This is a genomic window from Shewanella gelidimarina, assembly GCF_023283945.1.
Lineage (GTDB): Bacteria > Pseudomonadota > Gammaproteobacteria > Enterobacterales > Shewanellaceae > Shewanella > Shewanella gelidimarina.
Genome location: NZ_JAKIKW010000011.1, coordinates 117779 through 139214 on the forward strand (window position 1 = coordinate 117779; position 21436 = coordinate 139214).

Genomic DNA, 21436 nt, shown 5'->3' on the forward strand with positions numbered 1-21436 from the left:
TTTACGCTACGGCAAACGAATAACGTGATTAGGGCGAGGTGGCCAAGCAGCCCAGCTTGTATGATCTCTTATTGTTGCGATGCTTTAATTAACGAGACAAAGCGGCCATAAGCATAAACACAACAATGCCGAGTACGATATACAGGCCAATATAATTTTTTTTCAGTTGCTTAGCTCTTAACCCCGCTTCCCTGTCTTGTATGAGTTGAAACTTGCGATTAAATGCCATGACTTTTTGTGCTATCGCATCCTGAGAACTCGATTCATCTTGCAGGTCATTACTGGGTATACGCTCCGACACCAGCGCTAAGTCGCCTTTGAAAGCATGGACGGTATACCTGTAGTTACCTGATGAGAAAGTATTTTTCTCAAAGTCTAAATTCAATATCGCATTACAACCAGCCTCATTTGCAAGCTGCTTTATATGGCTACGCCCTTCTTTTGGATCTTTAAAGAATCGAGTGCTAATAGAGTGCAGCTGCTCAATATTGCCATGCTTAGGCGTATTGCTTTTGGAGATAAAAAAGTCCACTAACTGTGTCTTAAAGTACACATCAGGGACAGTAACGTGCTTTGCCGCTAACCCTTTAGGGGCTGGTGTTGGGTCAAATTCAACCAGCACGCCTTTGAGTAACTTAGCTTCATCCATGTGATTGTTGAGGCTAGAACAGTGAATAAAATAGCTCTCTCCATCATCACCATTAATAAAACCATATTTTTTATTCTTAATATAAGAGACGACTTTCCCTTTCAAAATCTAACCTTTAAACTTTTTATAATTATATTTGCCATCTTAAATGTTAAGCCTATCTAAACACTAATTTTTTAAGCTATTCACGCTAAGTGTTCTCGAAATAATCTAGCGAGATCACATCAACCGAATGCTCATTAGTACTGATGTATTTTCAACATAAAGTAGGCTAAAGCTGCTAAACAACTAGCAGGTCATATCAAAGTCTAGAACTCGAGACTACGCACCTACAGCAGAACATACGATGGCGATGCACCACTGGCGCAGATAATTGAAGATATATTTGATCACTGCCCTTTTTAGCGGTTATAGCACATTCGCTTTCTAGCACGAGCGGGCAACACATTGCCGTTATCGAAGGACTAAGACTAAAACCAAGCCAATGTCGTAAACAATAGTGATTTTACGATTCTACGCTTATGATGAAAATAGTGAGTATGAGTAGGTATCTTATAATGAGTCGTTTTAAGTGAGCATCTTTGACTAACCCAAAATACAGCACAATAGCAGCTTGGTCCTTAGCTATAGCTCGCGCGCTAAGTGCGAGTAATATTAATGCTAGCGCTGTATTTAGTGATGTAGGGTTAAGCCTTGCCCAGTTAGAATTGGAGCCTGATTCTCGGGTCGCCATCGATAAAATGACCATGCTTTGGCAAGCGGTTGAGCGTACTTCTGGGTCGTTGCCATTTGGTTTAACTGTCGGTCAATATGCCTATCCAATACACTTTCGCTCACTCGGTGCATTGATGATGAGCTGTGATACCTTAGCGCAAGCCTTCGAAACCCTTCCCGATTACTCAGCCTTAGTCAGTAATTCTGCCGTGATTAGTTTACAACGCAGCCCACACTTGCTCGGTTTCACAATTATTCCGCTTAATGGAGTTGAGATTAGCGCTTTGGCCATAGATGCATTTTTTTCAAGCTTAATGCTGCACGGCAAACAGATGATTGGCCATAGCGACTTTGTGCGTAAAGTCGAGTTAATAAGGCCCGAGACTAATTCGCAACAAGCCTGGTTAGATTTCTTTGATTGCCCGGTCGTCATGGGTGCAGTTAATAACTGTATGTGGATGGACCGCGCGATGCTTGAACAGGCCGTTATCAGTAAAGATCCACTATTAGCCCAGCACAATGAGAAGGCGGTACGCCAATATTTAGACAAGATGCAGGTGCTAAATTGGCAGGAAAAGACCAGCCAAGGGATCCATGCATTATTGGTGAATGAAGAGCCTACGGCGTTGAAAATTGCGCAGATGTATAACATCAGCGAGCGTAGTTTAAGCCGTTATCTGCATCTTGAAGGCACTGGATTTAGAGCACTACTTAAGTTAAAACGACAGGAGCTCGCGCACCATTACCTCATTAATACCCAAATGCCTATCAACACCTTATCTGACACCTTGGGATATAGCAGCGTAAGTAATTTCAGCCGTTTTTTCCACACTTGGAAAGGCATTAGCCCGTCAGATTACCGCAAACGCAGTAACTGCTAATTTTCAGCCTCCTGCATATTTGGCGAAAAATGATAACTAACTAGTGACCAAGTTGTAATAACTTGTGGGTAATTGTTAATTATAAGCCAGTGAGTGCCATCTATGTCGACTAACATCTTCCCCCAACGCCCTTTTAAGCTCAGAGCCACTGGACAGCAGTTTTTAATCGGCAGCATAACTGCAATGTTTCTACTCGGGTGTCAGCCAAGTCAGACTGAATCCCAGCTCCAAGACATTGATGATGATGGCTTTACCCCGGCAAGCACTCACACTATCGACGCCAATAATGCCGTGTTAGCCGAGCTGCCATTTGCCAACAAACAAGACTTTGAAGATGCTAACCGTGGTTTTATAGCCCGCTTACCTGAGTTGATTGTGGTTGATGAGCAAGGCCACAAAATCTGGGATAGAACAAGTTACGACTTCGTTGAGGGTGATGCGCCCAACAGTGTTAACCCCAGTCTTTGGCGACAAGCAACACTGAATAATATTGATGGTTTATTTGAAGTGACCACCGGGGTATACCAGCTCCGTGGCTTTGACTTAGCCAATATGACGGTGATTGCAGGCAAAACGGGATGGATAATCGTTGATCCTCTTACCACCGCTGAAACCGCGAAAGTGGCCTTTGAATTTATAAACCAACAGTTGGGTAAACGCCCGATAGCAGCGATTATTTTTACCCATAGCCATATAGACCATTTTGGTGGCGCGTTAGGTTTACTCGAAAGCAGTACGCTTAAAAACGATGCGCTCGAAGGCATTGATATTATCGCCCCTGCAGGCTTTATGCATGAAGCCACCAGCGAAAATGTTATGGCCGGTACAGCCATGAGTCGACGCGCCATGTATATGTATGGCAAGCAGTTACCTCGTTCTGCCCGCGGCCACATTGACTCAGGGTTAGGCAAGGAGCCTGCGTTTGGTCAATTTGGGATTTTAAGCCCCACCACGGTGATTGCTCAAGACTCAGCCCAGCTGATTGATGGTGTTCCGTTTGAGTTTCAGATTGTATCCGGTTCAGAAGCGCCCGCTGAATTTACCTTTTACTTACCAGAACAACAGGCGTATTGCGGCGCGGAGTTAGTGTCTAAAAACATGCATAACCTCTATACGCTGCGCGGCGCTAAAGTGCGTGACGCACTCACTTGGAGCAGCGCAATAGATAGTGCCCTTACCGCACAGCGCGATACTAAGGTGTATTTTGGTAGTCACCATTGGCCTATCTGGGGTCAAGATGCAATCAACCGCTTTTTGGAAACACAGCGTGATACCTATAAATACATCCACGATCAATCGGTACGCATGCTCAATGCCGGTTTAACACCAGCAGAGATCGCAGAGGCGATCGAAATGCCACCCGCACTGTCTAACACCTTTTCTAGCCGGGGCTATTATGGCACCGCTAAGCATAATGCTAAGGCCGTTTACCAAGCCTATTTAGGCTGGTATGACGCCAACCCAGTTAACCTAGATCCACTGCCAGCGGTGGCTTCCGCAGCTAAGTATGTAAAATTGATCGGCGGCGCAGATAAAGTGATTCAGCAAACTAAGCTTGCGATCGATGCCGGTGAATATCGCTGGGCGGCGGAGTTGATTAATCACCTTGTGATCGCTGATGACGGCAATGATCGCGCCAAAGCGTTACTCGCGACGGCTTATGATCAGCTCGGTTATCAAGCCGAGTCAGCACCATGGCGAGATGTTTACCTTAGCGCTGCCTATGAGCTGCGCCACGGTAGCCCTGACAAGGGCATCGATTTAGCTTCGATGAAACAGATCTTATTGCGATCGCCCGTAGAAAACTTTCTGCAATCGATGGCATCAAGGGTGATTGGCCCAGAGGCGTTTGGTGATGATTTTGAGCTTAATATCAACTTTACCGATCTCGATAGAAACTACGTACTGACCCTTAAAAATGCAGTATTACACCATAAGCTTGCCCCAAAGTCGGCCTCGGCTAATGCCACACTCAATATCAGTCATGAGTTGTTTATCGACTTGATTATCGGCAGCGCAGGCGTATCAGATCTATTGTTCTCAGATGATCTCGAGATCGAAGGCAGTAAAATCGATTTGGCGAGCTTCTTCTCTAAGCTCGATAAGCCTAAAGGGGTGTTTAATATCGTCACGCCGTAGAGTTGCAGGTTTCACGTTCAGCGGCTAACTCATAGCTTAGAGGCTATGGGTTAGCCACTTCATCATTCACTATGCCTGTCCATATTGATTCTAAGCATCTATTATTTTTGAGCGACAATATTTTGCTTGATGCTTCCTTTTACGGGGCGGGCAAGAAATGTTCGGGTGATCAGGGAAAACGAAAAACGCTCACTGCTGTTCCAGGGCAGCAGTGAAACGATGCGCGCCATGGCGCAGTAGCCAAAGAGTACTTGAGCCCAGGTGCCTATTGCCGGGATCCAATATATCCACCCAAGTCCCTCGACCTGCGCCAGTAACAACAGCGACAGATACCAAAATCGAACCTGTATAGGAAATGCGGTAACACTTCGTTTCATAATGACAAAGTGAAGCAGATGAACCAAGGTAAGAGCTATGGCGAGCACAAAACCGATGGGATCAGCTATAACTCCGTAGGTAAGCAGTGCAGCGGTTACCAGCCAATATCTCCAGCCGGTACCATTTAACTCAATCATAAACATCTGTTACGTCTCCCTTGAATTCCCTATTAAATAAGATTTTTCTTATGGACACAGATGTTACATTAGTTTTATCTTTTGAATAGTGGGTTGTGTCACTAAAATAAAAACAATAGCCAGCCATTAATAGTTCAAATTAGCACTAATCTTAAAAGTCCCCAAACAACCAATAAAAAAGCCAGCCATGATAATGGCTGGCTTATAACAAAGCGGTTTACTGCAAAGACTTAATCCAGCGAAATCCAAGTGGCTTTGATTTCAGTGTACTTGTCAAAAGCATGCAGTGACTTATCACGGCCATTACCCGACTGTTTATAGCCACCGAAAGGCGCGGTCATATCACCGCCATCGTAATGGTTGATCCACACCATGCCACTGCGCAATGCTTTGGCGGTCTTATGGGCTTTGTTGATATCTGCCGTCCAAACGCCAGCAGCTAAGCCATAGATACTGTCGTTAGCAATGGCGATCGCTTGCTCCATTCCCTCAAAAGTGATCACCGATAACACCGGACCAAAGATCTCCTCTTTAGCGATGGTCATCTTGTTATCAACATCAGAAAAGATAGTCGGTTCAATATAGACGCCACCAGACTCTTGCATCACTTGGCGACCACCAAAGTTGAGCGTAGCGCCTTCATCTTTACCTGATTGAATGTAACCCAATACGTTATCAAGTTGCTGTTTATCGACTACCGCACCAGAGGTGGTACTTGGATCGAGTGGATGACCTGGCTGCCAGCTTTGTAACTCTTCAGCAATCAGTCCGATAAGTTCTTCTTTTACATCCGCCTCAACTAACAAACGTGAACCCGCAGTACACACTTCACCTTGGTTAAAGGCTATTGCAGCAGCCGCGGCTGCCGCGGCTTTCTTTAGATCTGGCGTGTCGTTAAACACAATATTAGGGCTCTTACCGCCCGCTTCTAGCCAAACACGTTTCATGTTTGATTCGCCAGCATAAACCATTAACTGCTTGGCAATCTTGGTCGAGCCGGTAAACACCAATGTATCGACATCCATATGCAGCGCAAGTGCTTTACCGACAGTGTGACCAAAACCTGGCAGAACGTTGAGCACACCTTTAGGAATACCGGCTTCGATGGCGATTTGCGCGATACGAATGGCGGTTAAAGGCGACTTTTCTGATGGCTTTAATATCACACTGTTACCGGTTGCCAATGCCGGCCCAAGTTTCCAACACGCCATTAATAGCGGAAAGTTCCAAGGGACAATTGCGGCGACCACACCAACAGCTTCACGGGTGATCATGCCGATCTCATTATGTGCAGTGGGGGCTATTTCATCATAAATCTTATCGATAGCTTCGCCAGACCAGCGAATAGAGCGGGCAGCGCCAGCAACATCGACAGCGCGAGAATACTGAATTGGTTTACCCATATCCAAGGTTTCAAGCAGGGCTAGCTCATCAACATTTTCATCTAGCAAATCGGCAAAACGAATCATTATCTGCTTACGTTTGACAGGGGCAAGATGCGACCACACACCACTTTCAAATGTTTCTCGGGCATTGATAACGGCAATATTGGCATCGGCCTCATCACAACTCGCCACTTTAGCCAGTACTTTACCGTCGATAGGACTGATGCAATCAAAGGTCTCTTTAGACTGTGATTCAACATAATCACCTGCAATAAATGCTGCGCCGTTAATTGACATTGTATCTGCGAGTGCTTGCCACTGGCTGCGATTTTCTGGTGTGCTCATGAAGACCTCTTAACACTGAATTTAATTATTAGAATTGTTTTCAATACGGTCATTTTGCCTATAAATAGCAAATTACCGCAGTAAGGTGTTGCCCAAGATTACGCTTAATGGCGCATAAGTTTCAATATATTTTACAAAAAGTTCACTTTTGCTATAAATAAATGCACAAAAAGCTTTCATGTTCATTATTTCTGACATAGCATAGCAAATATCAACCGCTTGATTAAAAAAGCAACAGATACTAAAAAAACAACAATAATCAAACTGAATCAAGGTAGATGATATGGCAGATTCACAGACGCAACATCACAGCGAAACACCCTCTTTATCAAATTACTGGATGCCTTTTACGGCCAATAGACAGTTTAAGTCTAATCCACGAATGTTGGCTCAAGCTGAAGGTATGTATTATAGAGACACCGCTGGTCGCCCCATATTAGATGGTACTGCAGGATTATGGTGCTGCAATGCCGGTCATGGACGCAAAGAGATCTCAGAAGCGGTATCTAAACAGATCCACCAACTGGACTTCGCTCCCTCTTTTCAGATGGGTCACCCACTTGCATTTGAACTCGCTGAACGCCTAGCGCAGATAAGCCCTGAAGGTCTTAATAAAGTTTTCTTTACTAACTCAGGTTCTGAATCTGTCGATAGCGCACTTAAAATCGCACTCACCTATCACCGTGCCAATGGTCAAGCGACTCGAACGCGCTTTATCGGCCGTGAGCTTGGTTATCATGGCGTAGGTTTTGGTGGTATTTCAGTGGGCGGTATTGGTAATAACCGTAAGACGTTTAGCCAACAGTTGCTACAAGGTGTTGATCACTTGCCGCACACATTAGACATGAAAGAAAATGCGTTTTGTCGCGGTATGCCTAAAACGGGTGCCGAAAAAGCAGAAGCACTTGAACAGCTTGTCGCACTTCATGGTGCAGAAAATATCGCGGCAGTGATTGTTGAACCTATGTCAGGCTCTGCTGGCGTAATCTTGCCACCAGAAGGCTACCTACAAAAACTACGAGAAATCACTACCAAGTACGGCATCTTATTGATTTTCGATGAAGTGATTACTGGCTTTGGCCGTGTGGGCGATGCATTTGCTAGCCAACGTTGGGGCGTGACTCCCGATATGATCACCACCGCTAAAGCACTCAATAATGGTGCTATCCCGATGGGCGCAGTACTGGTAGATGACAATATTTACGACACCTGTATGCAGGGGCCTGAAAATGCCATTGAACTGTTTCATGGTTACACCTATTCCGGTCACCCCGTTGCAGCAGCCGCAGCGATTGCCACTCTTAATATCTACCAAGATGAAAAACTATTTGAACGTAGCCGCGAGCTTGAAGGCTACTTTGAAGATGCGGTGCATAGCTTAAAAGGCTTACCCAATGTCATTGATATTCGTAACATTGGCTTGGTCGGCGGCATTCAGTTTTCTCCCAGTGACAAAGGCGCAGGTAAGCGAGGCTTCGGCATATTTGAACATTGCTTTGCTAATGGCACATTAGTGCGCGCAACTGGCGATATCATTGCGATCTCCCCACCTTTAATTATCGATAAACAACAAATCGATACCATCATTAACACCTTATCGGATGCGATTACCGCTGTCGGTTAATCCCTGTGTCTATTGCATGTTGTCGCGCCAGTTTGCGCGACTGATGTTATAGGCTGATCCATTAATACCCATTAACACTCTTGGTTCCCAGCAGGGAATTAACATTAGGATTTTGCGCTATGCACACGATTAACCATTACATTAATGGCGGCCACACTTCGCCTAGCCAACGTACACAAGCGATTTTTGAACCCGCTACCGGAGAGCAAAGCGCTACCGTTTCTTTAGCCAGCGCTGCGGATGTTGTAGATGCCATTGAAATAGCCCAAAAGGCACACGAGTCTTGGTCTAAGGTCACGCCGCTAAACCGTGCGCGCGTCCTGTTTAAGTTCAAGGCGTTAGTCGAAGCTAATATGGATCAGATGGCCGAACTTATCACCCGCGAGCACGGTAAAGTGCTTGATGATGCCAAAGGTGAAATTATTCGTGGTCTTGAAGTCGTTGAGTTTGCTTGTGGTATTCCTCATCTACTCAAAGGCGAGCATACCGAGCAAGTTGGCGGTGGTGTTGATGCTTGGACACTGAATCAATCATTGGGCGTGGTAGCGGGTATTGCACCGTTTAACTTCCCAGTGATGGTGCCAATGTGGATGTTCCCTATCGCAATTGCCTGCGGTAATAGCTTTATCATGAAGCCGTCTGAAAAAGATCCAAGCTCAGTCATGCGTATGGCTGAACTCCTTACCGAAGCGGGCTTACCTGATGGCGTATTCAACGTTGTTAACGGTGACAAAGAAGCAGTAGATACACTACTCACTCATAAAGATGTACATGCTATTAGCTTTGTCGGTTCAACTCCAATTGCGGAATATATTTACGCAACGGCATCTGCACATGGCAAGCGCGTTCAAGCATTGGGCGGCGCTAAAAACCATATGGTACTCATGCCTGACGCTGATTTAGATCAAGCGGTTGGCTCATTAATGGGCGCGGCATACGGCAGTGCTGGCGAGCGTTGTATGGCGATATCTGTGGTACTGGCAGTGGGTGATTCAGGCGACGCTCTGGTCGAAAAACTATTGCCTCAAATTAAGTCACTTAAAGTCGGCAACGGTGTCACTCCTGAGATGGACATGGGGCCACTTATCTCTGCGCAGCATTTAGAGAAAGTGACTAACTATATTGAAACTGGCGTGAACGAAGGCGCTAAGTTACTCGCTGATGGTCGCCAGCTAACAGTGACGGATCATGAACAAGGCTACTTCCTAGGCGGTTGTTTGTTTGACCATGTCACACCTGAGATGACTATCTATAAAGAGGAGATTTTTGGCCCAGTACTCGCCATTGTGCGCGTAAAAGATTACGCCGAAGCATTGCAACTCATCAACGACCATGAATTTGGTAACGGTACCGCTATCTTTACCCAAAGCGGTGAAGCTGCACGTCACTTCTGTCACCACGTACAAGTGGGCATGGTCGGTGTCAATGTGCCTATTCCAGTGCCAATGGCATTTCATAGCTTTGGCGGCTGGAAACGCTCACTGTTTGGTCCTTTGCATATGCATGGTCCAGATGGAGTGCGCTTTTACACCAAGCGCAAAGCCATTACTGCCCGCTGGCCTCAGCCAAGCAAGCAGTCAAAAGCTGAGTTTGTAATGCCAACGATGAAATAGCACCTAGATGCGCAGTTAACGCTGCGCATTTGCCGTTTAAATATAACCATAAAATGGACAGTTCAATGCCGATAGGAATCGATTCAATTATTGATTTTTCAGCGATAAATACCGCTGTTGAACGCTACAAACTCAGTGCCGAAAAAGTATTGCAGGGCGACCCTGAGCAGCACTTACAGAATCATTACTCAAGTGACTGCGACCAATTCCATGCTGGCGTTTGGCAGGGTGATATAGGTTGCTGGAAAGTGGCTTATAGCGAACATGAATATTGTGAAATCCTATCGGGTGCCAGTGTTATTACTGACAGTAACGGTACCCAAATGACCGTTAAAACCGGTGATAGGTTTGTGATCCCGGCAGGCTTTAAAGGTACCTGGCAGGTACTTGAGAGCTGCCGAAAAGTATATGTGATTTTCGAGCCTAATCAGCAGTAACGAAATCATTATCAGCCATGAGGTCGTAGCTAACGCTGCTGTTTGGCAAACCGAAAGATGCTTAAAACATAAAAATAGAGCATCTAAGTCAACATAGTAAAATGGAGATACTACCGTGTATAAAAAATTCAATAAAAAACGGATTGCCCTCGTTGTCGGTCTTACCTTATCAACAGCGCTAATTGCACCTCTAGCTCAAGCTGAAGTGTCAGGCGAAATTGGCGTCACCAATGATTATCGCTTTCGCGGTGTGTCACAAACCGCCGGTGACTTTGCCGTGCAAGGCAGCGTTGATTTCAGCATGGACAACGGCCTATTTTTAGGTGCTTGGGCAAGTAACGTCGATGATGACAGCTATGATGCTGATGTCGAAATCGATATATATGCGGGCTACGCTGGCGCTTTTGGCGAAGATGAAGCGATAGAATACGATGTCACTTTGACTTACTACACTTACCCAGGACAAGATGAAAGCACGCAGTATTTAGAAGCTTCTGTTGGTCTTTACTTTGCTGACTTTCATCTAGCACAGTGGTACACCAACGACTACTCAAATGCAGATATATCACTTAACTACACCGAACTTAACTACTCTTATGAAATTGCTGAAAACTGGAGTATTGATGCCCACGTAGGTTATAGCTATGGTGACGGTGCTGACTATGATTGGGGTGAAGACTATGTCGATTACTCTATTGGTGTTTCGACAGAACTGGGCGGCGTGGCGTTATCTGTAGCCTGGTTAGACACTAACTTAAGCAGCGACAATATCATCGACTCTTCAGAGCCTTGGAGAAATGACGGTACTGTACTAGCATCAGCAAGCTACGCTTTCTAAGCCACATGTTGCGAACCTAATTCCCTCCCGATAAAAACCGCCTAATGGCGGTTTTTTTATGAGGTATTCACCAAAGCTCAGGGTGATGACCTTTACTTGGGTATTAAAATAACCTCCTCATCGCTGAGCTATTAGCCTACAGCTGACACAACTCAACCCACTGTTGTGCATTTGAAACGATCAGACGTTGTCATCCTTTACCGAAAATAGACCGATACACAAAATCCCTTGGCTACACTAAAATAGATCCTAGTGATCGAAAATTACAAATCTTGGCAAACTGTGCTCTGGCTACTTTAAAAAAATGACCAGCCAGAGTATCTTAGCCTTAAGGCTCAAGGTTTAAAAATTGGATTAAAGCAAAAGGAATAAATATGACGCCAACACTAGTTAAAATCGCTGTTATTGCTCTCGGTATTTTTTTGGTCTACAAATTGATTTTCAGCGGTAAGAAAGGATTAACCGTATTTGAGATGCACTTTAAAGAGGGCCGACTCAGCTCCCACAAAGGTAAAATCCCAGAAAAGTTTGAAAAAGAGTGTCGCGCTATCGCTAAATCTAACAAGCTCACTTGCACCGTTAGAGCAGAAAAGCTCGGTGGAGTCAGACTGCATGTGTCGGCGAATGTCGGCGATGACGTCACTCAAAGGATCAGAAATATGTTCCCGTTTGAGTATTATGATAAAAAGCAGGTTGATAATAGCCGTAAAACATCTTAACGATTGCAAGCTTGAGAGCGTAAAGGTGATTTACGCTCATTGATTTTTTTCCTATTCTTTCTCTTCCGCTTCTTTGGTCAGTTCATCATTAATGATAGGCGTACTATCACTTACCATAGGCGCCTGCCTTGACCCCATCACGTCGTCATCAGAACTGGCTGATACAGAATAACTGGCATTGGAACCACAGGCCGACAATACAAAAAGCACAGACAAAATAGCGAAAAACTTCATTGATAAATCCTTTTATATAAATTGAACTAATGCACCATGGATTAGGGCTAAGCTCAGTTGAATTCTGTTGCTGTTATCCTATATGAATGACTCTCTAACAGTAAATGCTATTTTTGCGAGCAAATGTGTGCAGCCCATTTATGGGGCGGTTGTTCTTTCGAGCTTAGTTTTTGTTCGATTATTTACCGTGAGGAATAATGATTTTAGTACAAGGCTTGAGCAATGATTTAGCAGTTTAAGCAAAAAGCTCGTAACGCATTCTAGTCATAAAAGACTAAAAGCATTGAAACGAACCCTAAGGGCCGCGCTTCTTGACTATTTTTACGGTGTTGTAGGCTATTTGTGGAGAATGACTAAACGACATAGCCTCCGCCTTGTCAAAACAGCCAATAAACGGCGGCAAAAACAACCGTGAAAGATCTACTGCCCCAAGTAAAATAGTCTTAATCTATCGCTATCGTCATATCGGAAAAATCAGCAGATGGCTGCTTGGTGATCACCAGAGTGACTTGTGCCATAGTAATGCCAAACTTGATGATATCGCTACGATTGATAATGGTATTTTCATCCACTAGATACATCCAATCATCGAAGCGTACTTGATATTCACTGTCATCAACGGGCAGTAACATTTCATACTCCCACTGTAGCGCCATGCCAACAGCGCGGCCCGTGGCATCACCTAAAATATCATTCGCCCCACCAGAATAGTTGCCCTCGCCTAAGCTGATGATATTCCAAATACGAGTTTGCTTCTCACCGTCATCATAGATAAACCACTCTTTTATCTCGCCGTTATCACCGTCCCAGTGAGCAAACATTTTGACGGTAAAACGTCGTACAACATGGCCACTAAAATCTTCAACCACACCGTGGGCCGTTAGTGAACCCTCAAAGAACTGCTTTAAATCCAGGTTTGGAGTACTACCTTGGTAATCTTCGATATCGCGACTGGAGCACGCATTAAGTAATAGCGCGACACACAGGGTAAACAAAATCCTAAATGGCACTGTAGCCAAAAACCTAATGTCTTTCTGTTTGCTTAACAATCGCATGCAACCTCTCCTAATAACTGTTTTCTAAGGCTTGGGCGACTGGTTTGATCCGACAACCAAATCGATAAGAAGTCGTCACTAAAACCTGCCGGCATAGCCTTAGACAGTGGTTTTCCGTTGAAATAAAATTGGCTGACTTGCGGACTCATCACCTTGAGGCTCAACTTGTCGCCTTCGGTAACATCAGGCCAAAGCTCACTAAGAGTGGTTTGCCACTGCAGCTGACGACTGTCGTCTAGCCCGAGATGCTGCCATTGATCTAAAGTTGCTTCAAGCAAGCGTGAACTGGGGATATCCTGATAGTACTCAATGTCTAATACCAGCGGATACTGCCCTTGGCTATAAGCGCCATCAGGCGTCAGTAACCTTGCGCGGTAAAGCGTGAACCACCACCACTGCATCTCGCCTCGCCCCACTTCTTGAAATGATGCAACACTGTCAGCAAAACTCTGCTCAACTTTAGCGTCTACTGTAGAGGGTAAATCTGGCGTGGGATTAGGGGGAATGGTGTGAGTCAGTTCCTCAACCGACCCCTCTTGCGCAAGGCAAGCAGCGCTAAACATGAAGGCGGTGAATAAGATAGCGCGATTTACAACAGAATAACCCATGTTGACCATTCCTATAAAATCATCCAGAGAACAAACGGGGCGTTAATCCTTGAGCATTCGCCTGCTGATATTGACGAATATAGGGAATATTACGCTCCAGATGGCAAACAAGATCATTGCACTGCTTAAATACTCCAGCGGCAGCTGAACTGCGTCAAAGCGCGCTCCAGCTAAATAGCTGATACAGCCAAACACACCTCCGAGTAAAGCATTGATATACCACGGTAGTTTTTGAGTAAACGCCAAACTGTAACCTAGACTGATAGCAAAGTGGCACCAAAGTAATATCAGCCAATAAGGCGTCTCACTAAAATGAAAAACACCGCTAAAGATCAACCAAGAATCAACAGCCATTCCCAATAGCACCACTTTCAGCATGAGCATAAAATCAAGCTGCATCCGGCTTGATAAGATGAAGTGAAACAACAACAAACCTAAGCTAAGTCCCAATCCGCTATTCTGGTACAAAATAGATAACCACCACACACATTGGAACATTAGCAAATTAACGACCGTTAAATATTGCGATGCTAACTTATCGACGCAAGCCTGAAACATATTAACCCTGTTGCTGCGTAAGGCGATATTGCGGTCTAACCGCGACTAGGTGAACCGCACTGGTGGTGCGTTCAAGAAAGCCACCTTCACAATAACTTAGGTAGAATTTCCACATACGGATAAAATCATCGCCATAACCTAGCGCCTTAATTTTTGGTAACGCAGCGTCGAAATTGTCCTGCCAGTCCTTGACGGTTTTAGCATAGTCCAAGCCCATATCATCCACTGACCAAGTGACAAAATCAGTGTGTTTAGTCAGCTCATTAGTCATGCGCGTTACAGACGGTAAACAGCCACCAGGGAAAATATAGCGCTGAATAAAATCAACACTCTTGCGATAACTGTTATAGCGCTGATCGACGATGGTGATCGCTTGAATTAATAAGCGTCCATTGGGCTTTAACAGTGCTTGTAGCTTCTTAAAGAATCCGGGCAAGTACTCATGCCCTACCGCCTCAATCATCTCAATAGAAACCACGCGATCGTATGCTCCGGTTAAGATCCGATAGTCGTCTTTAAGCAAGGTAACACTGTCCGTTAACCCTTCCTCTGCCACTCGCGCGACTGCATATTCAAACTGGGCATCAGAAATGGTTGTTGTGGTCACTTTCACGCCGTAGTGCTTAGCAGCATAAATGGCGAGGGCTCCCCAACCAGTGCCGACCTCAAGCAGTGTTTGTCCAGCTTTCAAGTCGAGTCGCTCACAAATAGTCTTAAGTTTATGTTGCTGTGCTTCCTCTAATGAGGCGTCAACGTGCGGATACAACGCACTTGAATACAGCATCTCTTTATCAAGAAAGGCTTGGTACATGTCATTGCCTAAGTCGTAATGGGCCAAAATATTCTTCTTTGAGCCTGCTTGCGTATTACGTTTGAACAGATGAGCGACTCTGCTAAAAGGAGTGGTCAACCAAGATAACTTTTGCTCCAATTTATCCAGCAAAGGCAGGTTTTTAGCAAAGATCTGTACCACCTTGGTGAGATCGGGACTGGTCCAGTCGTTTTGAATGTAGGCTTCACCCGCACCAATAGAGCCAGACAACAAGATCTGCCGATAGAAACGGGGATGCTTGACGACTAACGTTGCATGTAGATCTGAATCCTTGCTGCCGAACTCATAGCTATTGTCGCCATCGATCAAACTTAAGTGACCATCGGCTAATCCTGGCAATACGCTTAATAATAGCTTTCTCGCTAAGCTATCGGGTAAAGCTGCGCTAGTCAGACTTTTCTTGGTTACTGTATTGTCCATTATTATCTCTCCGCTGACTTGTCTGGATGCCCAATAAAAGGCACGCGCTTAATAAATAGTTTCAATGCTTGCCAATAGATCCCTTGCACTATTTTGAGTGTCATAAAGGGAAACTGCAGCAGCATTGTGCGTAAACTATGGTGGCTCATTTCCCGTCGAAATAAACACAAGTTAACATCAAATAATTTTTGCGTACTTCGATTCTCAATCCCGACTTTGACAGACGAAGATGGCGGCTCTATACGCCATATGTATTTCATGTTTAAGTCCATAAAGGGCGACACATGAAATGCCTTATCACTGGGCTGCGGATTATTGAGATCAACAAGGTAGTAATGACGTTGATTCCACGGCGTATTACTGACTTCAGCCAACATGTATCTGACTTCGCTACCTTGGTAGCAAAAGAAACAATTAATCGGACTAAAATAGATACCAAAGTGCCTTACCTGACCCACAAAAAGCACTCGATCACACTCAATATCACCGCCTAAATCATCGACTTTATCCAACACTCTTGCTTTGAGGTTATCAGCGATAATAGCGGAGTCAGAAGTCTTTACCTGTGCACTTAGATAATCTTTTTGATTAAACATCAGTGGCGCAAAACCTGTGGTTGAAAATAACCAACTCATCTGTTCGATCACGTTAAGCTCGTCAAGATCGAGCACCAACATTGCTATTTCATAATCAAAATTATGTTTACGTGGACTATAACGTCGATGTTTAACATCCCCTTTATAAATACCGCTATTTAGCTCGATATTCATAGGCGTAGCCCAAATGTTCCACACACATCAAATGCGCTGTGAACACCATCTTCATGGAAGCCGTTATACCAGTAAGCACCAGCAAAATGAGTATGATTAACGCCTGAGATCAATGACCTTTGAGATTGAGCTAGCAAGGTTTGTTCGTTAAATACCGGATGTGAATAATTAAAGCTGCGCACTATTTTGTTTGCATCTATTAGCTCAGACTGGTTCAAGGTGACGCAAAAGGTGGGCGCATCGCTGGGTAGACACTGCAATATATTCATATTGTAAGTGACCGATGCTTGCTTCTTGATATCACCATCTAAGCGATAATTCCAACTTGCCCAAGCAGTCTTTCGCTGCGGCAATACTGACTCATCACAGTGCAAAACCACTTCATTATTTTGATAAGTCAGTTTACTCAATACTTGTTGTTCATCCTCGCTCGCATCGCTTAACATCGCCAGCGCTTGATCGCTATGACAGGCTAGGATCACCTCATCGAACTCCAACCATTTATCGTTGACCTTAATTTTTACGCCTACATCATTGCGTTCAATCGCAGTAACAGGGCTATTCAAATGAATAGAGGAGGAAAAAGGGGCGGTTAAGTCAGGAATATAGCTACGAGATCCGCCTTCAAGTACATACCATTGCGGTCTATCGGCAATGTTTAACAAGCCGTGGTTCTGAAAGAACCGGATAAAAAACCGTAGCGAGAAGGCCTTCACATCCTCTATGCTCGATGACCAAATGGCCGCGCCCATAGGCAGTATGTAATGCAAACTGAAGAACTCACTAAAACGCTCTTTTTCGAGTAATTCACCTAATGTTTGATAAGCGTAATGGTCGTCTGAGTATGCCTGCTTACATAACTTGTTAAAGCGTAAAATATCTCTAATAAACAGCCAAAAATGGGGGCGAAATAGATTGCGCTTCTGCGCAAAAAGGCTAGACAAGGTATTGCCATTATATTCAAGCTTAGTCAGCGAGTTGTGTACGCTGAAACTCATTTCGGTGGGAAGGGCCTTAACGTTAAGGCGTGCCAGCAACTGCTCAAACCGCGGATAAGTGCGGTCATTAAACACGATAAAACCAGTATCAATAGCATAGCGTTTGCCATCCATATCGACATCGACAGTCGCGGTATGCCCACCAATATAATCATTAGCTTCAAACACACTGACATCGTGCTTCTGCGATAAAATATACCCACATGTAAGACCTGAAATACCCGATCCTACAATGGCAATTTTTTTGCGTTTATGACGGTTTGCTGCAGATTCCATTAGCGCACCTTCCTATTATCTGTTGGCTTATTTGAATGTGGGTTAGCCTCAGGCGCAGTCACTTGTTCCGTTGCTGATGCTTGACTTGGCTGGACCATTTTTTGCCAAATACCACGGGGCAACAAGGATATAAACTTTAAAATGAGGGTAAAGCGGCGTGGAAAGTGTATCTCTTGACGGCCTTTTTCGAGCCCTTGCCTTATCGCAGCTGACGCTTGAATAGGTGTTTGCTGCATTGGCATCGCAAAATTATTTTTATCAGTGAGTGGGGTCTTTACAAATCCAGGGCAAATAACACTCACGCCAATACCATGAGGCTTTAGATCCAATGACAAACTGCTGGCTAAATATTGCACTGCCGCTTTTGATGCACCATATGCCTCAGCCCTTGGAAACGGCAGATACACCGCACTAGAACCCATTAATCCAATACGACCCCCCGTTTTGATTAAGGGTAAGAAAGCCGCTAAACAGTGCCCCATAGAGATCACATTAGTGCGAATGACTCGCTCGAATAACTGGCCGTCAAAATGCATAGCATCATCAACATACTCACAGGTTCCTGCATTCAAGATGACTAAGTCGAGCTGCACTTGTTGTGCTTTTATCAAGTCAGCTTGTACGGCGATAGCGTCAGTATCATTAATATCAAATAACAGCTTTGTTGCGCCAAAAAGTGTAGCAAGCCCTTGCTCATTACGACCACAGGCATAGACTTGCCAGCCCTGCGCTAAATAGTCATAAGCAAGCTGCAAACCTATGCCTGAGCTGGCACCGGTGATCAGCACGCTTTTTTGTGTTTGGGTTGCCCCTGTCATTGTGGTCATTTAGCCACCTTTGACTTGATAAAACCAATTAACCCACCGACGATAGGCAGCTGCTCATAAAGCATTGCACCGAGATCAAAGTAGTCTTGATGATGATTAATTTTGTCGGTAAACATCAGTAAGCTCATACCATCTACGCTAATGATGTTACCCGTATTCAGCTTAGGGTGAACCAAGTTCATGGTCCATTTTAATGCGGCGGCACCGTCATCTCGCACCACTTGATGTATAACAAAATCTATCGATTCTACATTTTGATAAAGCGTTTCAAAGTAACTTGTTAACGCGGTTAACCCAGCAATTTTATGCAGTGGGTCAATGAAACAAATGTCTTCAGAGTAGATATCTCCAAGTAACCCTAGGTTGTCTTTATTAAGCTGCTTATAGACAGAAACAAAGCGCTCAATAATCTCTTGAGACAGGATATAGTCACTGGCTTGTTGGTTGTCTAATGTCGCATTAGCACTATTCTTGGCGACGGTCATTTCGGCGACCAAAACATCCATGGTTGTATCTGCAGTGATTGTCATCCGAAAATCTCCTTATCTAAATCTACCGCTGCCATTGGGTTGTTACCGCGCTTCATCGCAGCTAACTCTCTTAACGCTCGCTCACGGGCAAGTTTGTGATCGACGATTGGGCAAATATAGTGATGTTCTGAAAAAAGTTGCGCTTGAATCGGTATTTTAAGTTTATGAATTAACTTCAAATCCACACTATCAAGCTCTGGTAGATAGTTACGAATAAACTCACCAGCAGGATCAAACTTTTCGCACTGTGAAATAGGATTAAAGACTCTAAAATAGGGTTGAGCGTCACAACCTGTGCCCGCAGACCATTGCCAACCACCGTTATTAGCCGCTAAATCACCATCAATAAGTTTCTGCCTGAAGTAACGTTCACCCCAACGCCAATCAATCAGCAGATGTTTAGTCAAAAAGCTCGCGACTACCATCCTTAAACGGTTATGCATCCAACCTGTTTGATTGAGCTGGCGCATCGCCGCATCCACCAGTGGATATCCGGTGCGGCCATCACACCAAGCTTTAAACTCTGTTTCATTATTTCGCCAAACGATATTGTCGGCTAATGGATTAAAGTTCTGCGCTTTTGAAAGCCGAGGAAAGGCCACCAGCAAGTGACGATAAAACTCTCGCCAGATGATCTCATTTAGCCAGCAACGGCCGGGGCTTTCATCGTGGACTAATGCATCGGGATAATGGCTGAGCAGTGCCACAATGCATTGCCGTGAACTGAGAATGCCGACAGCAAGATAGCCCGATATTTGACTGGTGCCATCAATGGCAGGAAAGTCTCTAGACGCCTTATAGTCTGCCGCTTTAGTTAACGCAAATTCTCGTAATTGGGCTAACGCAGCATGCTCTCCAACAGCCCAGGCTTTGCTACACACTTTTGCACACTGCAGTCGAACAGGTTCAGTCACCCTGATAGGTGCAGCGATTGCATTCGGAGTAACGAGTGTGTGTATTGGCTTAGATCTGGCTATTTCACGCCACTTTTTACCAAACGGGGTAAATACCTTATACATCTTTCCCGCTAAGTTGAGCACGCTCAATGGGGCTAACAGGCAATGCTGCTGATATAGGCTTAAATTCACCTTTGCGGCGACAGCGAGATCGCGCTGACACTCATTAAACTCAGGCTCACTGCTGGCAAATACACTATCGACCTGCCACTGCTCAACATATTGTTTTAGATATGCTGGAATATCGTCAAAGGTATTAAGGTGATAAACGTCCAACGGGATCCCAAGGGCGGCAAGAGCGACAGCCAATTCATTTAGCTGCCGTTCGATAAAGTCTAACTGAATTGGCGCGACATCATGTTGTTGCCACTGCTGCGGCGTTGCAATAAAAATAGCCCGCAGCAACAGGCCTTTGCTTGCTGCATGTTCGCAAGCCGCCGTTAATGTTTGGTTATCTTGCACCCGCAGATCGCTTCGAAACCAAACCAGTGTATTTACCTTTTCAGCCGCCATAATTAATCATCCTTGTTTCCACTTAATCTTGTCTCATTGTTCGGTGTCATTATTTCGATATCGGTATCAACAATGCTATTCGCTACCCCATCCTTAGCCACAATGTCTTTAATACTGAGATGACTTAGGCCCAAGCGTTGATTCACGCTTTTGGCATAGATCCCCACCAGATTGATACTGCCAAGGTTGGATTGCATCAGCAGCTCAAACTCTCGTTTATCGACATTATTAAACTGGGGGTGAGCGATCAGCAGTATCTGTTTCGAGGGTATTCGTTGAGCAATAAACCCCAACTCATTAACCTTAGTAATATTGATCTGTTGATGTTTCACTTTATAGGCGCTCAGTTCGGCAGAAAACATCAATGGACTCCAATGGGGTTCCTTGCCAATACAGACCAATAGCGTCATGGCTAAGCTATCTTCTTGTAGCAATGCCAACCGCCGCGCCGAAAAATAGGCTGCCAATTCATTACTGAGCCAAGCTTGAATACTTGCAGCATCCTTTCGCTCTCCCATCGTGGCTTCATGTCCACTTAGCCAGGGCCAGTAAAGGCAGGTTTTTAACACGCTAAATGGGTAGCGCGCTGTTAATACGTTTAATTTTTTATGTAAGTCAGTGGCATTAAAATCAATACAGCACTGATTCAAAAAGATGATCTTGTCCTGCCAAAAACTCATCTCAACAGCACTCAGCGAAGTATTTTTAGCCAAAGGTTTGGCCGTCGCTTTGATAACTGATGCTTTGAGAAAGGGTTTTACTTTACTAATAGAGACCCCTTTATTGAGCCAATAAAGGATCTCCTCTATTTGCATTAACTGTGCATGGCTATAAAGCCGGTGCCCCTTTGCTGTTCGCTTAGGGACAACTAAACCATAACGGCGTTGCCACGCTCTTAATGTCACCGGATTAACCCCAGTACGGTCAGCGGCTTCACCTATAGTGAGCCACTTATCTTCCGCAATGAAGGGCTTAATCTGAGTCATAGTCGTGGCCGCTA

General features: G+C 44.8%; 21 protein-coding genes. 7 read left to right on the forward strand and 14 right to left on the reverse strand.

All coding sequences use genetic code 11. From position 1 onward, the window contains the following. Positions 1–88 precede the first annotated feature (88 nt). A complete protein-coding gene (locus L2729_RS11425; protein ID WP_248988383.1) occupies positions 89–754 on the reverse strand; it encodes a cold-shock protein in 666 nt (221 codons plus the stop codon). A 476-nt stretch (positions 755–1230) separates the two neighbouring features. Between L2729_RS11425 and L2729_RS11430 the strand changes: the two genes are divergently transcribed. Then, the gene (locus L2729_RS11430; protein ID WP_248988384.1) at positions 1231–2244 is read left to right on the forward strand and encodes a helix-turn-helix domain-containing protein; all 1014 of its coding nucleotides are present in this window, start codon (positions 1231–1233) and stop codon (positions 2242–2244) included. A gap of 183 nt (positions 2245–2427) precedes the next feature. Then, complete coding sequence (locus L2729_RS11435) at positions 2428–4383, forward strand: alkyl/aryl-sulfatase (RefSeq protein ID WP_428848240.1); 1956 nt, start codon at positions 2428–2430, stop codon at positions 4381–4383. Positions 4384–4484: 101 nt separating this feature from the next. Here the strand turns inward: L2729_RS11435 and L2729_RS11440 are convergent, their stop codons facing one another. Then, positions 4485–4904 (reverse strand): hypothetical protein, encoded by a 420-nt coding sequence (locus tag L2729_RS11440; RefSeq protein WP_248988386.1) that lies wholly within the window; start codon positions 4902–4904, stop codon positions 4485–4487. A 224-nt stretch (positions 4905–5128) separates the two neighbouring features. Continuing rightward, entirely contained in the window at positions 5129–6628 is a 1500-nt protein-coding gene (locus L2729_RS11445; protein ID WP_248988387.1) for an aldehyde dehydrogenase, read from the reverse strand. Positions 6629–6911: 283 nt separating this feature from the next. Here L2729_RS11445 and aptA point away from each other — a divergent pair, with 283 nt between their 5' ends. The 5 genes from aptA to L2729_RS11470 all read left to right on the forward strand — a co-directional run bounded on the left by aptA (position 6912) and on the right by L2729_RS11470 (position 11859). Next, positions 6912–8252 carry an omega-aminotransferase AptA gene (gene aptA / locus L2729_RS11450; RefSeq protein ID WP_248988388.1) on the forward strand — a complete coding sequence of 447 codons (1341 nt, stop codon included), beginning with the start codon at positions 6912–6914 and terminating at the stop codon, positions 8250–8252. A gap of 119 nt (positions 8253–8371) precedes the next feature. After that, positions 8372–9865, forward strand: coding sequence for a CoA-acylating methylmalonate-semialdehyde dehydrogenase (locus L2729_RS11455; protein ID WP_248988389.1), 1494 nt, complete (start codon positions 8372–8374; stop codon positions 9863–9865). 65 nt (positions 9866–9930) lie between these two features. After that, on the forward strand, positions 9931–10302 hold the full coding sequence (locus L2729_RS11460; RefSeq protein ID WP_248988390.1) for a cupin domain-containing protein: 372 nt from the start codon (positions 9931–9933) through the stop codon (positions 10300–10302). 115 nt (positions 10303–10417) lie between these two features. Further along, positions 10418–11140: a TorF family putative porin gene (locus tag L2729_RS11465; protein ID WP_248988391.1), complete on the forward strand. Its 723-nt coding sequence runs from the start codon at positions 10418–10420 to the stop codon at positions 11138–11140. 374 nt (positions 11141–11514) lie between these two features. After that, positions 11515–11859, forward strand: a complete 345-nt coding sequence (locus L2729_RS11470; RefSeq protein ID WP_101091265.1) for a DUF3634 family protein — start codon at positions 11515–11517, stop codon at positions 11857–11859. Between the two features lie 51 nt (positions 11860–11910). On the opposite strand, the gene L2729_RS11475 is transcribed toward L2729_RS11470, so the two are convergent. The 11 genes from L2729_RS11475 to L2729_RS11525 all read right to left on the reverse strand — a co-directional run bounded on the left by L2729_RS11475 (position 11911) and on the right by L2729_RS11525 (position 21422). Next, positions 11911–12093 carry a hypothetical protein gene (locus L2729_RS11475; RefSeq protein ID WP_248988392.1) on the reverse strand — a complete coding sequence of 61 codons (183 nt, stop codon included), beginning with the start codon at positions 12091–12093 and terminating at the stop codon, positions 11911–11913. Between the two features lie 443 nt (positions 12094–12536). Then, positions 12537–13121 (reverse strand): DUF3833 domain-containing protein, encoded by a 585-nt coding sequence (locus L2729_RS11480; protein WP_248988412.1) that lies wholly within the window; start codon positions 13119–13121, stop codon positions 12537–12539. A gap of 14 nt (positions 13122–13135) precedes the next feature. Next, entirely contained in the window at positions 13136–13756 is a 621-nt protein-coding gene (locus L2729_RS11485; RefSeq protein ID WP_248988393.1) for a chalcone isomerase family protein, read from the reverse strand. A gap of 42 nt (positions 13757–13798) precedes the next feature. Further along, positions 13799–14314, reverse strand: coding sequence for a DUF2878 domain-containing protein (locus L2729_RS11490; protein WP_248988394.1), 516 nt, complete (start codon positions 14312–14314; stop codon positions 13799–13801). A 1-nt stretch (position 14315) separates the two neighbouring features. Beyond that, the gene (locus L2729_RS11495) at positions 14316–15566 is read right to left on the reverse strand and encodes an SAM-dependent methyltransferase (RefSeq protein ID WP_248988395.1); all 1251 of its coding nucleotides are present in this window, start codon (positions 15564–15566) and stop codon (positions 14316–14318) included. Positions 15567–15568: 2 nt separating this feature from the next. After that, entirely contained in the window at positions 15569–16336 is a 768-nt protein-coding gene (locus L2729_RS11500; RefSeq protein ID WP_248988396.1) for a DUF1365 domain-containing protein, read from the reverse strand. Next, entirely contained in the window at positions 16333–17610 is a 1278-nt protein-coding gene (locus tag L2729_RS11505; RefSeq protein ID WP_248988397.1) for an NAD(P)/FAD-dependent oxidoreductase, read from the reverse strand. Before L2729_RS11505 ends, L2729_RS11500 begins: the two co-directional genes overlap by 4 nt. Further along, positions 17610–18428 (reverse strand): SDR family NAD(P)-dependent oxidoreductase, encoded by an 819-nt coding sequence (locus L2729_RS11510; protein WP_248988413.1) that lies wholly within the window; start codon positions 18426–18428, stop codon positions 17610–17612. Before L2729_RS11510 ends, L2729_RS11505 begins: the two co-directional genes overlap by 1 nt. A 5-nt stretch (positions 18429–18433) precedes the next feature. Further along, positions 18434–18967, reverse strand: coding sequence for a nuclear transport factor 2 family protein (locus tag L2729_RS11515; RefSeq protein ID WP_248988398.1), 534 nt, complete (start codon positions 18965–18967; stop codon positions 18434–18436). Continuing rightward, entirely contained in the window at positions 18964–20436 is a 1473-nt protein-coding gene (phrB, locus tag L2729_RS11520; RefSeq protein ID WP_248988399.1) for a deoxyribodipyrimidine photo-lyase, read from the reverse strand. The genes L2729_RS11515 and phrB overlap by 4 nt, the downstream gene beginning before the upstream one ends. Positions 20437–20438: 2 nt before the next feature. Continuing rightward, positions 20439–21422, reverse strand: a complete 984-nt coding sequence (locus L2729_RS11525; protein WP_248988400.1) for a MerR family transcriptional regulator — start codon at positions 21420–21422, stop codon at positions 20439–20441. Positions 21423–21436 lie beyond the last annotated feature (14 nt).

Bases quoted from the DNA above. Each gene is read 5' to 3' on its own strand.
- L2729_RS11445 (WP_248988387.1), bottom strand. From the start codon at position 6,628: ATGAGCACACCAGAAAATCGCAGCCAGTGGCAAGCACTCGCAGATACA.
- L2729_RS11510 (WP_248988413.1), bottom strand. From the start codon at position 18,428: ATGACAGGGGCAACCCAAACACAAAAAAGCGTGCTGATCACCGGTGCC.
- L2729_RS11475 (WP_248988392.1), bottom strand. From the start codon at position 12,093: ATGAAGTTTTTCGCTATTTTGTCTGTGCTTTTTGTATTGTCGGCCTGT.
- L2729_RS11490 (WP_248988394.1), bottom strand. From the start codon at position 14,314: ATGTTTCAGGCTTGCGTCGATAAGTTAGCATCGCAATATTTAACGGTC.
- phrB (WP_248988399.1), bottom strand. From the start codon at position 20,436: ATGGCGGCTGAAAAGGTAAATACACTGGTTTGGTTTCGAAGCGATCTG.
- L2729_RS11485 (WP_248988393.1), bottom strand. From the start codon at position 13,756: ATGGGTTATTCTGTTGTAAATCGCGCTATCTTATTCACCGCCTTCATG.
- L2729_RS11435 (WP_428848240.1), top strand. From the start codon at position 2,428: ATGTTTCTACTCGGGTGTCAGCCAAGTCAGACTGAATCCCAGCTCCAA.
- L2729_RS11505 (WP_248988397.1), bottom strand. From the start codon at position 17,610: ATGGAATCTGCAGCAAACCGTCATAAACGCAAAAAAATTGCCATTGTA.
- L2729_RS11495 (WP_248988395.1), bottom strand. From the start codon at position 15,566: ATGGACAATACAGTAACCAAGAAAAGTCTGACTAGCGCAGCTTTACCC.
- L2729_RS11515 (WP_248988398.1), bottom strand. From the start codon at position 18,967: ATGACAATCACTGCAGATACAACCATGGATGTTTTGGTCGCCGAAATG.
- L2729_RS11500 (WP_248988396.1), bottom strand. From the start codon at position 16,336: ATGAATATCGAGCTAAATAGCGGTATTTATAAAGGGGATGTTAAACAT.
- L2729_RS11470 (WP_101091265.1), top strand. From the start codon at position 11,515: ATGACGCCAACACTAGTTAAAATCGCTGTTATTGCTCTCGGTATTTTT.
- L2729_RS11525 (WP_248988400.1), bottom strand. From the start codon at position 21,422: ATGACTCAGATTAAGCCCTTCATTGCGGAAGATAAGTGGCTCACTATA.
- L2729_RS11440 (WP_248988386.1), bottom strand. From the start codon at position 4,904: ATGTTTATGATTGAGTTAAATGGTACCGGCTGGAGATATTGGCTGGTA.
- aptA (WP_248988388.1), top strand. From the start codon at position 6,912: ATGGCAGATTCACAGACGCAACATCACAGCGAAACACCCTCTTTATCA.
- L2729_RS11460 (WP_248988390.1), top strand. From the start codon at position 9,931: ATGCCGATAGGAATCGATTCAATTATTGATTTTTCAGCGATAAATACC.
- L2729_RS11455 (WP_248988389.1), top strand. From the start codon at position 8,372: ATGCACACGATTAACCATTACATTAATGGCGGCCACACTTCGCCTAGC.